The organism is Krasilnikovia sp. MM14-A1259 (assembly GCF_047159535.1).
Lineage (GTDB): Bacteria > Actinomycetota > Actinomycetes > Mycobacteriales > Micromonosporaceae > Actinoplanes.
The window spans coordinates 5469579-5483281 of the sequence record NZ_BAAGAJ010000002.1 but is presented as its reverse complement, the minus strand read 5'-3'; the positions used below and the strand labels follow the sequence as shown (position 1 = coordinate 5483281).

General features: G+C 72.5%; 13 protein-coding genes. 5 read left to right on the top strand and 8 right to left on the bottom strand.

The window, feature by feature from the left end; genetic code table 11:
* Positions 1–24 precede the first annotated feature (24 nt).
* The 3 genes from ACMCNK_RS24825 to mqnE are packed head-to-tail and all read right to left on the bottom strand — an operon-like array spanning position 25 to position 2043.
* The gene (locus tag ACMCNK_RS24825; RefSeq protein ID WP_412738777.1) at positions 25–408 is read right to left on the bottom strand and encodes a DUF4229 domain-containing protein; all 384 of its coding nucleotides are present in this window, start codon (positions 406–408) and stop codon (positions 25–27) included.
* Positions 409–420: 12 nt separating this feature from the next.
* Positions 421–849 carry a hypothetical protein gene (locus ACMCNK_RS24820; protein ID WP_412738776.1) on the bottom strand — a complete coding sequence of 143 codons (429 nt, stop codon included), beginning with the start codon at positions 847–849 and terminating at the stop codon, positions 421–423.
* A gap of 24 nt (positions 850–873) precedes the next feature.
* The gene (mqnE, locus tag ACMCNK_RS24815; protein ID WP_412738775.1) at positions 874–2043 is read right to left on the bottom strand and encodes an aminofutalosine synthase MqnE; all 1170 of its coding nucleotides are present in this window, start codon (positions 2041–2043) and stop codon (positions 874–876) included.
* Positions 2044–2263: 220 nt separating this feature from the next.
* On the opposite strand from mqnE, the gene ACMCNK_RS24810 reads away from it, so the two are divergent.
* The 4 genes from ACMCNK_RS24810 (at position 2264) to ACMCNK_RS24795 (ending at position 8333) form a co-directional block, all read left to right on the top strand.
* The gene (locus tag ACMCNK_RS24810; protein WP_412738774.1) at positions 2264–3868 is read left to right on the top strand and encodes a C40 family peptidase; all 1605 of its coding nucleotides are present in this window, start codon (positions 2264–2266) and stop codon (positions 3866–3868) included.
* A 129-nt stretch (positions 3869–3997) separates the two neighbouring features.
* Positions 3998–5587, top strand: coding sequence for a hypothetical protein (locus tag ACMCNK_RS24805; RefSeq protein WP_412738773.1), 1590 nt, complete (start codon positions 3998–4000; stop codon positions 5585–5587).
* Between the two features lie 246 nt (positions 5588–5833).
* The gene (locus tag ACMCNK_RS24800) at positions 5834–7594 is read left to right on the top strand and encodes a DEAD/DEAH box helicase (RefSeq protein WP_412738772.1); all 1761 of its coding nucleotides are present in this window, start codon (positions 5834–5836) and stop codon (positions 7592–7594) included.
* Positions 7595–7709: 115 nt separating this feature from the next.
* Positions 7710–8333, top strand: a complete 624-nt coding sequence (locus ACMCNK_RS24795; protein ID WP_412738771.1) for a putative glycolipid-binding domain-containing protein — start codon at positions 7710–7712, stop codon at positions 8331–8333.
* Positions 8334–8340: 7 nt separating this feature from the next.
* Here the strand turns inward: ACMCNK_RS24795 and ACMCNK_RS24790 are convergent, their stop codons facing one another.
* Positions 8341–9429: a PLP-dependent cysteine synthase family protein gene (locus ACMCNK_RS24790; protein WP_412738770.1), complete on the bottom strand. Its 1089-nt coding sequence runs from the start codon at positions 9427–9429 to the stop codon at positions 8341–8343.
* Positions 9430–9439: 10 nt separating this feature from the next.
* Positions 9440–9889 (bottom strand): Lrp/AsnC family transcriptional regulator, encoded by a 450-nt coding sequence (locus tag ACMCNK_RS24785; protein WP_412738769.1) that lies wholly within the window; start codon positions 9887–9889, stop codon positions 9440–9442.
* Between the two features lie 282 nt (positions 9890–10171).
* Between ACMCNK_RS24785 and ACMCNK_RS24780 the strand changes: the two genes are divergently transcribed.
* A complete protein-coding gene (locus ACMCNK_RS24780; protein WP_412738768.1) occupies positions 10172–10447 on the top strand; it encodes a BldC family transcriptional regulator in 276 nt (91 codons plus the stop codon).
* An 81-nt stretch (positions 10448–10528) separates the two neighbouring features.
* Here the strand turns inward: ACMCNK_RS24780 and ACMCNK_RS24775 are convergent, their stop codons facing one another.
* From ACMCNK_RS24775 to ACMCNK_RS24765, 3 genes are all read right to left on the bottom strand, one after another.
* The gene (locus tag ACMCNK_RS24775) at positions 10529–11152 is read right to left on the bottom strand and encodes a UbiX family flavin prenyltransferase (RefSeq protein WP_412738767.1); all 624 of its coding nucleotides are present in this window, start codon (positions 11150–11152) and stop codon (positions 10529–10531) included.
* Positions 11153–11276: 124 nt separating this feature from the next.
* Positions 11277–12236 carry a menaquinone biosynthesis prenyltransferase MqnP gene (gene mqnP, locus ACMCNK_RS24770; protein WP_412738766.1) on the bottom strand — a complete coding sequence of 320 codons (960 nt, stop codon included), beginning with the start codon at positions 12234–12236 and terminating at the stop codon, positions 11277–11279.
* Complete coding sequence (locus ACMCNK_RS24765; protein ID WP_412740974.1) at positions 12233–13693, bottom strand: menaquinone biosynthesis decarboxylase; 1461 nt, start codon at positions 13691–13693, stop codon at positions 12233–12235. The genes mqnP and ACMCNK_RS24765 overlap by 4 nt, the downstream gene beginning before the upstream one ends.
* Positions 13694–13703 lie beyond the last annotated feature (10 nt).

The following is a 13703-nucleotide window of genomic DNA, read 5'->3' as shown; positions in this document are numbered from 1 at the left end:
CGTGATGGATAGCGCAGTCCCTGGTCAGGGCTCCCCTGCGCCTGATGCGTTGCCGTTGCCGTTGCGCGAGTCGGCAGGCGTGTCGTCCGCGGCGCGGTCACCGTCGGGCGACTCGGCGTCGCCTTTGGGTGACGCGGCGGCGCGGTCGCCCGCGGCGGCGGCGGCCTCGTCGCCAGCCAGCGCGGCCCGCAGCCGGGTCTTCTCCGCTCGGCGCCGGTCCGCGGCGCCCGCAAGCTGCTCGGCCATCTCGTTGCGCCACCGCGCCAGCAGGAAGTACGCGAAACCAGCCGACGCGACCAGCGCGATCATCGCCTTGACCAGCAGGTTCAGCGGAACCGGCAGGAGCAGGACGAACACCACCACGAACAGGCCGAGGCGCCCCAGCGTGTATTTGACCGACGGACTCATGACGCTTCCCTCTCAGCCCGCCCGGTGGCTGAGCCACCGAAGGCCGTAGAACCAGACCAGGCAATACACGACCGTACCGGCGGCGGCGCCGACGGCCCCGCTGACCAGGGCGGGGAACGCGCCGGCGGCGAGACCGGCCATGGTCAGGCCGACCGCCAGCCCGAAGCCGGCGCCGAGGCCGGCGACCACGACCCGGTTCGGCCCGTACCCGGCCGCGCGGAACTCCTCGACGAACAGCCACCCGGGCAGGACCAGGGCCAGCCAGCCGCTGGCGTCACCGAACACGGACAGCCGCAGCAACGCCATGATCCCCTCGAAGATCAGCAGGATCACCACGCCGCAGAGCAGCCCCGCGAACGCCACCCCGAGCAGGTCACCCGCGGTGGCCAGGCGCCCGTCGGGGGCGCGGCGCGGACGGCGCTCGCTCGTTGTCTCGGCCATGACCTCCCGAGGGTACGCCGCGGCTTATGCCCAGACCTGCTGGGGTTCGCTGCGCCGCTCGGCCATCGGCACCGGCTTCGGGTACTCGCGGACCACCTGGTAGCGGGTGTTGCGCTCGACCGGCTGGAAACCGGCGTCCCAGATGAGGTTGAGCAGATCTTCCCGGTGCATCGTGTGCGGCGTGCCGTACGAGTCGGCATCGTGGGTGATCTTGTACTCCACGACCGAGCCGTCCAGGTCGTCGACGCCGAAGTTCAGCGAGAGCTGGGCGACCGACAGCCCGTGCATGACCCAGAAGCACTTCACGTGCGGCACGTTGTCGAGCATCAGCCGGGACACCGCGAACGTCTTCAGCGACTCGGCGGGCGCCGCCATCGTCGTGCGCTCCTGCAGCCGGTTACGGATCTTGCCGTCCGCGGAGTCCACGAAGTCGTGCTGGTAGCGCAGCGGGATGAAGACCGCGAAGCCACCCGTCTCGTCCTGCAGCTCGCGCAGGCGCAGCACGTGGTCGACCCGGTGCCGCGGCTCCTCGATGTGCCCGTACAGCATCGTGGCGGGGGTCTTCATGCCCTTGGAGTGCGCGAGCCGGTGGATGCGCGACCAGTCCTCCCAGTGACACTCGTGGTCCACGATGTGCTGGCGGACCTCCCAGTCGAAGATCTCCGCGCCGCCGCCGGTGAGCGACTCCAGACCCGCGTCCATCAGCTCATCGAGGATCTCCGACGCGGTCAGGCCGCTGATCTTCTCGAACCACTGCACCTCGGTCGCGGTGAAGCACTTGAGGTTGACGTTCGGCAGCGCCGCCTTCAGCTCGCGCAGCACCTTGGGGTAGTAGCGCCACGGCAGCGTCGGGTGCAGGCCGTTGACGATGTGCAACTCGGTGAGCTGCTCGTCCTCCATCTCCTTGGCCTTGCGCACGGCCTCGTCGATGCGCATCGTGTACGCATCCTTCTCACCCGGTTTGCGCTGAAAAGAGCAGTACGCGCAACTGGCGGAGCAGACGTTGGTCAGGTTGAGGTGCCGGTTGACGTTGAACATCACCCGGTCGCCGTTGAGCTCCGTACGCCGGTGGTGCGCCAGGCGGCCGAGCCAGGCCAGATCGTCGCTGGCGTACAGCGCCTCGCCGTCCGCACGCGTCAGCCGCTCGCCCGCGTAGACCTTGGCCTCCAGCTCACGCTTCAGTCCGGCATCCATTGGGGCCCCTCTCCCGTTCGCTCGCCGTCGAGCCTACGTCCCACCCCTGACAGCCCGCGCCGGGAGATCCACCACCGCGGTACTGTTCGGCAACCGTCCCGGAAGAAACCGCAGCCTTTCGGCCCAGACCGATCGACAGAGATGCGCGGCGCGGTGTATCACCTTTTAAGGGGGAACGACGAGCGGCGGTGTGTCGAGCACCGACGCGGACGGGGAGCACATGGCAACGGACACACGGACCGCTTCGGGCGAACCGCAGCGCGTGCGTCACCGTCTGCGCCATCTCGCGTACGCAGCGGCGGCGCTGGCCGCAATCGCCGCGCTGTTCCACCCGCTGCCCGCCACCGCGGCCCCCACCACCCCGACGGGCCCTGGCGCCGCGCCCGGCGTTCCCGCCGCGCTGCCCGGGGTGCCCGACGCGGGCTCACGCCCGATCCCGCTCGGCACGCTGGCCCTTCCCGGCCAGGTCAGGCCCGCGACGGCCACCACCGCGCCGACGCCCGGCGTCCCGGTCAACCCGCTCCTTGCCAAGATCGAAAAGCAGCGCGGCGAGATCGCCGCCCTCGGCGATCAGCTGATCAAGCTCGGCGAGGATCGCGACCTCGCGCGCCGGCAGGCCGCGCTCGCCGATCAGAAGGTCACCCGTACCCAGGCCGCGCTGGTCGTCGCGCAGCAGGACGCCGCCGCAGCGGCCGAGAACGCCATGCGCGACGCCGCCGCGCTGCCGCCGGGCGCGCTCGGCTCCGGGCTGCAGGATCTGGACTCCCTGGCCCGGATCCAGCGCGGCAACTCCCCGGGCGAGCAGGTGGCGGCCAGCCAGCTCGTGATCGCGCAGGAGGCCCAGCAGATCGCGCTCGACGAGCGGGAGCTCGCCACGACCCACGCCACCGAGATCACCACTCGCTACGACCGGCTCAACGCCGACATCGCGAAGAAGCAGGCCGCGCTGCAGCGGCTCGAACAGCAGAACGCGGATGCACTGAACCAGGCCGAGGCGGCCGAGAACGCCGTCGACGCCCGCCTCGGCGCGGGCTACCTGGCGGGTGCCGACCAGGGTCGCGGCGCCGACCCCCGGGCCATCGCGGCGGTGCGGTTCGCCCTGGCCCAGCGCGGCGATCCGTACGAGTGGTCCGCCGAGGGCCCCGACAAGTGGGACTGCTCGGGCATCGTCTACGGCGCCTACCGCAGCGACGCGGCGGGGCGGTTCCCGATCGCCCGGGTGGCCCGCGACCAGTACTGGCAGACCCGCAACAAGGTCGTCGACCGGTATTCGCTGCTCCCCGGCGACCTGCTGTTCTTCAGCTACACCTCCAGCTGGACCGACATCCATCACGTCGCCATGTACGCGGGCGACGGCATGATGGTGGAGGCCCCGCGTACCGGCCTGACGGTGCGGCTCGTGCCGGTCCGGTGGACCCGGCTGTTCCAGGCCACCCGCGTGTACGGCTCGGTGGACGGCCCGACCAACGGCCCCGACCTCTCCTCGCCCCCGCCGAAGCCGACCAAGACACCGTCGCCCACCCCGACCACCACCAAGCCGGAGACGACCAAGCCGGAGACGAAGCCCCCGACCATGCAGCCGAGCACCACCCCGCCCAGCACGACGCCGCCTTCCACCACGCCACCCACGACCACACCGCCGACCACGCCGGAGACCCCGCCCACGTCGGGCACCGCGTCGGCGGACGGCACCACCGGCTCGGCCACCGGCAACAGCGCGTCGATCGGCTCGTCGTCGATCGGCTCGGCGTCCAGCTCACGGACGGGTACCGCGTCGAATTCGGCCTCGGGTTCCGCGGCGACGAGCGCGTCGGCCGGCGAGTAGCCCGCAACGGCCGTCACCTGGCGAGTCGACGCCGGGTGTGCTGACGAGCGCGGATATGGCACGGTAAGGGTCAGCGCCCGGCGGCAACGATTCGGCGACGGCGCGCACCGCGGCGGTCGGGAGGGGCCCATGGACGAGCAGCACGCGGCACCGGACAGCCCCGGCGGCCAGCCGGGCGCTGCGCGGACGCCCGCGGACGCTCCCGGCGCGGACGGGTACGAGCTGCCTCCGCCCCCCGCCCCCGGCGCCCTGTGGGCCGATCGTCCGCCCGCCGCCCGCGCGACGGCGACGGCCCCCGCCAGCAGCCCTGCAGCCCAGGCCTCGGCGACTTCCTCCGTCAGCAGCCCCGCCGCCCGAGCGACGGCGACGGCCCCCGTCAGCAGCCCCGCAGGCCGGGCGTCAGCGACCTCCCCGGTCAGCGGCACGGCAGTCCGGGCCTCGACGGCCGCCCCGGTCAGCGGCTCCACGGTCCGGCCCGTCTCGGCCGTGCCCAGCGCCAACGCGGCGCGCGCCACCGTGCCCGGCGCAGTGCGCCCCGGTCCCGAGGACGTCGGCCAGGGCACCCGCCGGACCGCCCAGGCCACGGTCTACGGGACTCGGGCCGCCGGGTCCGAGCCTGCTCCACCCGACCCGGAGCCGCCGCAGCCCGACATCGAACCGGCGCAGCCCGCCGAGCCCGAGCGGCCCGGCCTGCCCGAGCCTTCGACACCCGAGCCCCCGCCGCACCCCGCCGAGCCGGGTCGGCCCGGCGGGCCGATCGAGCCCGGAAAACCGCAGGAGCCGTCCAGGCCCGTGGAGCCGCCGGCACCGATCGAGCCGCCGCCCAGTCCATTCCCGGCCCCGCAGCCGCCGCGGCCGTTCCCCACCCCCGAGCCCCGTCCCGGCCCAGCGCCGACGCCACCGGGCCCGCCGCCCGCCCCGGACCCGGCGCCGCCGACGCCCGTTCCGCCCGGACCGGGTCCGTCCCCGGTGCCGCCCGGACCGGGTCCGTCGCCCGTGCCGCCCGGGCCTGACCCGTGGCCCGGACCGCCGAGCCCGGGTCCCGCCCCCGTGCCGCCCGGCCCCGGACCGAGCCCGGTCCCGGGCCCGCCACCGACACCGTTCCCGGCGCCGCCCATGATCCCGGCGTCCGCCGGGCTCCCGGCATACACGCTGCCGTCATACCCGCCGTCCCACCCGACGCCGCCGTCCCACCGGACAGCCCCGTCCCACCCGACGCCGCCGTCGCATCTGACGCCGCCGTCCCACCGGACAGCCCCGTCCCACCCGGCGGCGCCGTTCAACGGTGGTGCGCCCGGCTACGGCGGGGGCGGCGCCTCGTTCGGGGTCGGCGCTGCGGACAGGACCCGGGCGCCGTTCGGGGCGGCGGCGACATCGACCGGCGCCTCTCCGACGCCGGCGGCCGAGCGGCACCCGGAGCCCGCCGGCGTGCCCCAGCAACGCATGCAGGGCACGGTGTACGGCGCCCCCGGCGCCGCCTCCCCGATCGACCTGACGATGCCGGTGTCGATGAACGCGGTGGACAACTCCGGCTCGCTGACCGGCCACATCCTGGCCCAGGGCTGGGAGGAGTCACCCGACAACGGCCGCAGCAGCAACGTCAAGGTCGTCATCTCGATGCTCGTCGTGCTGGGGCTGCTGGTCGGCACGAGCCTGCTGTTCCTGTTCACCGTGGGCAACGACTTCGCCGGGATGATCCGCGGAGTCTTCGCGGGCTAGGCCACTCGCGGTTTGCCACCCACCGCGGAACCCCCTAGGCTGGCGCGGTTGGGCCCGGGGTGAGTCTGCCCACTACCGGAGCGGAATGCGCGCTGCGCCGTGCGCGCTGACCCGTACACTGATGGCAGTAATTGACCTGGCGTGCCCTGACGGGGCGCGCCACGGGCGTTCTTGCGGGCATTTCAGCGGCCGGGATCCGGACGCGGCGGGCCAGTCGCGAGCATGCGCCCCCGTAGAGAGGTTCTCTTGAGCACTTTCGCTGATCCCAGCACGTTCCCGTCCGTCCTCGAAACCCCCGCGGAGATCTCCGAAGAGCCCGCCGCCCCCGCGCCGGCCGCCACCACGTTCGCCGACCTCGGCCTGCCCGCCGAGATCGTGCGCGTGCTGACCCGCGAGGGCATCGCGGTCCCGTTCGAGATCCAGGCCGCGACCATTCCCGACGCCCTCGCCGGGCGTGACGTGCTCGGCCGCGGCCAGACCGGCTCCGGCAAGACTTTGGCGTTCGGCCTGCCCGTGCTGGCCCGCGTCGCCGCGGGTGGCCGGGCCCGCCCGCACCGCCCCAAGGCCCTGATCCTGGTGCCGACCCGCGAGCTGGCCATGCAGGTGGCCGACTCGCTGCTGCCGGTCGGCCGGTCCGTCGGCGTCTTCCTCAAGACCGCGGTCGGCGGGGTGCCCTACGACCGGCAGATGGACGCGCTGCGCCGCGGCGTCGAGGTGATCGTGGCCACGCCGGGCCGCCTCAAGGACCTGATCGAGCGGGGCGCCTGCCAGCTCGACGACGTCGAGATCACCGTGCTGGACGAGGCCGACCAGATGGCCGACATGGGCTTCCTGCCCGAGGTCACGGAGCTGCTCGCCAAGACTCCGGAGGGGGCGCAGCGGCTGCTGTTCTCGGCCACCCTGGACGGTGACGTGGACACGCTGGTCCAGCGCTTCATGACGGATCCGGTCACCCATTCGACCGCCCCGGCGGAGGCCAGCGTCTCCACGATGGACCATCACCTGCTGCTGATCCCGCCGCGTGACAAGTTCTCGATCACGGCCTCGATCGCCAGCCGGGCGGGCAAGACGATCGTCTTCGCCCGTACGCAGATGGGTGTGGACCGGCTGGTCGAGCAGCTCGCCGCGGTCGGTGTCCGCGCGGGCGCGCTGCACGGCGGCAAGACCCAGCGGGTTCGCACGCGGACGCTGGCCGAGTTCAAGGAAGGCCGCACCAACGTCCTGGTGGCCACGGACGTGGCCGCCCGCGGCATCCACGTCGACGGCATCTCGCTCGTGGTGCACGTGGACCCGCCGAAGGACCCGAAGGACTACCTGCACCGGGCCGGGCGTACGGCGCGTGCGGGCGAGTCCGGCGCGGTCGTGACGCTGGTGCTGCCGAAGCAGCGCCGCACCACCCAGGCGATGATGACCAAGGCGGGCGTGGAGCCGGCCGAGGCCCGGGTCCGCCTCGGCGACGAGAAGCTGGCCGAGATCACCGGGGCCCGCGAGCCCAGCGGTGTCCCGGTGGTGGACGAGCCGGAGCCGCGCCGCGAGCGCGGGGACCGGCCCCGTCGCTTCGGCGACCGGGACCGCGGCGAACGCCCCCGTTTCGGCGGCCGGGAGCGCAGCTACGGCGACCGCCCGCGCGGCGACCGGGAGGCGTCGGGCGAGCGTCCGCAGGGCGACCGCCCGTTCCGGGACCGCGACGGCGGCTTTCGCGACCGTGATCGTGGGTTCCGTGAGCGTGACCGTGGTTTCGGTGCCGGCCGCCCGGCCGACCGCACGTTCGGCGGCCGCCCGACCGGCGAGCGGGGTCACGACGACCGCCGCCCGCACGGCGAGCGCCCGTACGGCGACCGGGATCGTGCGCACCTGGACCGCCCGCGGTCCGAGCGCGGCCACGGCGCCGCGCGCACCGGGGAGCGTACCGGCGGGTTCCGCCGCGACGGTCAGCGCAACGACCGGCGCGAGGGCGGGCAGGGCGGCGACCGCCGCTTCGGCCCGAGCCGTACGGCCCGGCACTGATCGAATTTCCTTATCGCGAAGAAGGGCCGGGCGGCATCCGCCCGGCCCTTCCCCGTGGGTGGCACGGGCGCTTGATCGGCGGGCGCGGCGGGCGGCGGGCGGGTAGCTTCCTCGCATGCCGACTCTTCCTGCCTCCCTGTTCTGGGAGCGGAGTGACACGTCCGGCGTCGAGCACGCGCTCGTCGACACCCACCTCGGCCTGTACGCCCGCGGCATCGCCGCCGCGGTCGAGCCGGTGGCCTACACGTGCCGTTATGAGCTGCAGACCGACCCGGGCTGGACGAGCGCCTGGATCGACGTGAGCACCGAGGGCGCCGGCTGGGCCCGTACGCTCAAGCTGGAGCTCGCCGCGGGCCGCTGGCGGGTGACCACCGCCGAGCAGGGTGACCTGGACGCGGCCCTGACGGCCGCCGGCCACGCCGGCGCCGGGCTGCCCGGCACCGAGGACCCGGACCTGCTGTACGGCGCGTTCGACGTCGATCTGGCGGGCTCGATTCTGACCAACACGCTGCCGATCCGGCGTCTGGGCCTGCTCAAGGCCGAGCCGGGGGTGGCGCACCGGCTGAGCGTGGCGTGGGTGCTGGTGCCCAGCCTCGAAGTGGTGCAGGCGGATCAGATCTACACGCCCCTGGGCGGCGGCACGATCCGGTTCGCCACGGAGACCTTCAGCGCGGACCTGACCGTGGACGACGACGGCTTCGTGACCCTCTATCCCGGCTTGGCCCGGCTCGTCCGCTAGATGCGCGTCACGCGGGCCAGGTGCCGTCGCTCAGGAAGCGGTCGACGACCGCGCCGGGCCCGGTCAGGTCGATGCCCTGCGCCCGGACCCAGTCGTCGGAGTAGTACGTGTCCGCGTACCGCTCGCCGCCGTCGCAGATGAGCGTGACCACCGACCCGGCGCACCCGGCGGCGCGCATCTCGGAGATCAGCCCGAACGCCCCCCACAGGTTCGTGCCGGTGGAGCCTCCGACCCGGCGGCCGAGAACCGCGGACCCGGCGCGCATGGCGGCCAGCGACGCGGCGTCCGGCACCGGGATCATGCGGTCGACGACGGCCGGCTGGAACGACGGCTCTACCCGGGGACGGCCGATGCCCTCGATGCGGGAGCCGCGGCCGGTGGCGATCGTCCAGTCGCCGGACAGGTACGCGGGCCAGAACGCCGAACCCTCCGGGTCCACCACGCACAGCTTGGTGGGGTATCGCCGGTAGCGGGCGTACCGGCCGATGGTGGCGCTGGTGCCGCCGGTTCCCGCGCCCACCACGACCCAGGTCGGCACGGGGTGCCGTTCGAGCTGCAACTGGGCGTAGATCGACTCGGCGATGTTGTTGTTGCCGCGCCAGTCGGTGGCCCGTTCGGCGTGCGTGAACTGGTCCATGAAATGGCCGCCCAGGTCTTCGGCGAGGCGGCGGGCCTCGGCGACCACGGCGGTCGGGTCGGTGACGAGGTGACACTTGCCGCCCTGGAACTCGATCAGCGAGATCTTCTCGTGCGACGTGGAGGCGGGCATGACCGCGATGAACGGCAGGCCGAGCATCCGGGCGAAGTACGCCTCGCTGACCGCGGTGGAGCCCGAGGACGCCTCGACGATCGTGGTGCGCGGCCCGATCCAGCCGTTGCACAGGGCGTACAGGAACAGGGAGCGGGCGAGGCGGTGCTTCAGCGAGCCGGTGGGGTGCGACGACTCGTCCTTGAGGTAGAGGTCGATCCCCCACGCCGTCGGCAGCGGGAACGGCAGGAGGTGGGTGTCGGCCGAGCGGTTGGCGTCGGCCTCGACGAGCGCGATGGCGTCGCGGGCCCATTGACGTGCGGCGTCGTCGCACCGATCCATCTGCATACCGCTGACGCTAGCCCAGGCTCGGCTGCGGGCGGTTCTCCCACTTGGTGGACAGCGCGATCGCCGTCCGGGTGGAGGCGACCCCGGGCGTCCGGTTGATGCGTACGATCAGCCGCTCGAGCTCGGCGATCGATCCGACCCGCACGATGAGCTGGTACGACTCGACGCCGGCCATGAAGTAGCAGGACTCCACCTCCGGCATGTCGCGCACGGCGGCGAGCACGTCGTCGGTGTCGGCGCCGGAGTCCTCGATGATGCCGATCAGCGCGGTGACCCCGAGCCCGAGAGCATCATTGTCCACTTCGGCCCGGTACGCTCGGATCGTCCCGGCCGCTTCCAGCTTGCCGACCCGCTCGTGCACGGCGGGTGCGGAGAGCCCGACCTTGCGGGCCAGCTCCGCATACGAGGAGCGGGCGTTGTCCCGCAGCAGGCCGATGAGGCGCAGGTCGATGGCGTCCATGGGGTCAGACCATAAACCGGCCGCCGCCGAAGCCGTCGGCGGCACCACCGTACGGCGCTTGTCACCCGCCCGACCCGTCCGGCTCTTCACCTCACGCCCGGTAGTTGCCCGGGACCGCAGAACCGAGCCAGGATAATGATCACTGTCGCAATCGGGGCTTTTTCCGCATTTCACGGACTTGCTGATGGGGCGATGCTCTAATGGCCTTACGTCCTGATCGAGCTCGCCGACACTCACCGTGACCAACCGGCCGCTCCAGACAACGACGCCGAGGAGGGGGTTGTGGACACTGGAGATCGTCTGCTGACACCGGGCGAGGTGGCCGCTCTGTTCCGCGTCGACCCCAAGACGGTCACGCGTTGGGCCGCGGCCGGACGTATCGGCAGCATCCGTACTCCTGGTGGACACCGCCGGTTCCGCGAGTCCGAGGTCCGCGCGCTGCTGGAGGGCGACGGCGTGATCGAGGAGATGCGCGAGGACGACGCCGCCAACAAGCCCCGCAACAACGGCCCCACCAGCCCCGGCGGGGCTTACGGCCCACCGAACGGCCTGCGGTAGCGCCGTCCCGCTCGGGCGATCACCCGCCGAGCGGTGCGGCCACACCGGCCGGCCCGTAGCAGAAGCCCGTCGGGGCCCCCGCTAACGGCCGCCGAGCTCGCCGCTCCACCGCCGGAACAGCGTGTGCGGCACCCCGGCCGCGTCCAGCGCCTTCCCGGCCACGAAGTCGATCAGCTGTTCCGCGCTCGCCCGCGCACCGGAGGCGTAGAAGCCGGGGCTGGCCGGCAGCACCACCGCACCCGCGTCGTGCAGGGCGATCAGATGCTCCAGATGGCTGCGGGTCACCGGGGTCTCGCGCGGCACGACCACGGTCGTACGGCGCTCCTTGAGGCTCACCTCCGCCGCCCGCTGCAGCAGGTCCTTGGAAAGCCCGATCGCGATCCCGGCGCACGCGGCCGTGCTCGCCGGCACGACGATCATTCCGCGCGCCGGGTACGAGCCGCTGCTGGGCCCGGCCGCCAGGTCGATCGCGGGCCAGTAGACCAGATCCGCATCGGCGAGATCCCGGCCGAGCCAGGCGGCGACGTCGTCCTTCCAGTGCGCGTCGCGCACCGTCGCCCCGGTCTCGTCCAGCAGCGTGAGCCGGGCCGCCCGGGAAATGACCAGGTCGACCGCCTCACCGGCATCCAGCAGGGCGCAGAGCACCGACCGGGCATACGGGGTGCCCGAGGCTCCGGAGACGCCCACGATCCATGGAATCCGCACGCCCCCAGCATGCCCGCAGCCGGAGGCGATCACGCCGCCCGGGCGGCAGGCGTCACACCGCGCCCGCCATGATTTCCGGGCGAGTCAGCCCGCCGTCACGTGCGGCGGCCGCACCCGAGACCGATCAGCCGGCCGTGAACGTGATCAGCCGGTCGGAGAACACCAGGTCGAGCAGCGCGAACAGGAACAGCGCGATGCCGACGAACCCGTTCGCGGTGAAGAACGCCCGGTTGACCTTCGACAGGTCGTCCGGGGTGACCACGACGTGCTGGTAGACGAACGCCACCGCGGTCAGGGCCAGACCGATCCACCACAGCTTGCCCAGCCCGGCCAGGTGGCCGAACCAGACGAACAGCGCGAACGTGACGATGTGGGTGAGCGTCGACAGGTGCAGCGCGGCGCGCACACCGAACCGGGCCGGGACCGAGTGCACCCCGATCCGCCGGTCGATCTCCGCGTCCTGGCAGGCGTAGATAAGGTCGAAGCCGCCGATCCACAGGCCCACCGCGGCACCCAGCACCCAGGCCGGCGCCGACCCGGCGAACGTGCCGGTCACCGCCACCCACGCACCGACCGGGGCCACGGCCTGCGCGAGCGCCAGCACGTAGTGCGGGAAGTTCGTGAAGCGCTTCGCGTACGGGTAGACGATCAGCGGGAGCACGGCCAGCGGCGACAGCACCAGGCACAGCGGGTTGAGCAGCGCCGCGGAGGCGAACAGCACGGCCAGGGAGACCGCCGCGCCGGTCCAGGCCGTGCGCAGGCTCACCGCCCCGGTGACCAGTTCGCGGTTCTGCGTACGCGGATTGAGGGCGTCGATCTTGCGGTCGAGGATGCGATTCGCCGCCATCGCGAACGTACGCCCGGACACCATCGCCACCGTGATCAGCATCAGGTCGACCCAGTGCACGCCGCTGCTGATCACCCCGTGCAACCGCAGCTCGGTCAGCTCGGCCGGAAACGCCATCGCCACCAGCGCGGACAGGTACGCGAACGGCAGCGCGAAGACGGAATGCTCGAAGGCCACCAGGCGCAGGAAGGACCTGACCCGGCCCGGCTTCTCCGGGGTCGGCGCGACCGCCGTCATATGCCGTACTCCTTCCACCGCTTGTCGACCAGCGCGACCACCTCGGGCGACATGGTCATCTCCTCCGGCCAGCCGCGCGTGTAGCCCTCGGTCGGCAGCTTACGGGTGGCGTCGATGCCCGCCTTGCCACCCCAGAACTGCTGGTACGAGGCGTGGTCGAGGTGGTCGACCGGCCCCTGGGTGAGCACCAGGTCGCGGTCGTAGTCGACGTTGCCGAACGCGCGGAACGCCACCTCGTGGTAGTCGTGCACGTCGCAGTCGTCGTCCACCACCACGATCAGCTTCGTCAGCGACATCAGGTGCGCGCCCCAGATCGCGTTCATCACCTTCTGCGCGTGCTTCGGGTAGCGCTTACGGATCGACACGATGACGCAGTTGTGGAAGACGCCCGCGGCGGGCATGTCGTAGTCGACGATGTCCGGGATCATCATCCGCAGCAGCGGCAGGAAGATCCGCTCCGTGGCCTTGCCCAGGCCGTGGTCCTCCTGCGGCGGCTTGGACGTGACGATGGAGTGGTAGATCGGGTCCCGCCGCATCGTCATCGCCTCGATGTGCAGCACCGGGAACGGCTCCACCGGGGTGTAGAAACCGGTGTGGTCGCCGAACGGCCCCTCCGGCAGCCGCTCCCCCGGCTCCAGGTAGCCCTCCAGCACGATCTGCGCCTGTGCGGGGACCTGCAGCGGAACGGTCAGGCAGTCGACCATCTCGACCCGCTCGCCGCGCAGGAACCCCGCGAACAGGTACTCGTCGATGTCACCCGGCAGCGGGGCGCTGGCCGCGTAGCTGACCACCGGGTCGCAGCCGATCGCGATCGCGACCGGCAACCGCTGCCCGAGCCGCTCGGCGACCGCGTGGTGCGCGGTCGAGTCCTTGTGGATCTGCCAGTGCATGCCCAGCGTGTGGTGCGAGTGCTGCTGCAGCCGGTACAGCCCCAGGTTGCGCTTGCCGGTCTCGGGATGCTTGGTGTGGGTCAGCCCGAAGTTGTGGAAGATGCCGCCGTCGCCCGGCCACACCTGCAGCCCGGGCAGCCGGTTCAGATCCACCTGGTCGCCTTTGAGCACGACCTCCTGGCAGGGTGCGGACTTCACCTTCTTCGGCGGGACGGACTTGAGCTGCAGCACCTTGCCCAGGCCCTCGCGGATGCCGGACCAGCCGACCGGAAGCTCCGGCTTGACCAGCGCGCCGATCCGGTCGCCGACCTCGTCCAGCGACTCGACCCCGAGCGCCATCGCGGTGCGCCGCTCCGTGGCGAACAGGTTGATCGCGACCGGCATCTCGCCCCGGGTGGGCTGCTCGAACAGCAGCGCCGGACCGTCGGCGCGCACCGTCCGGGTCACCACCTCGCTGATCTCCAGCGTCGGGTCGACCGGCACCGCGACCCGGCGCAGCTCACCCGCGCCCTCCAGGGCGGCGAGGAAACTCTGCAGATCGGGATACGGGAAGCCGCGCGCAACCATGGTCACCAGT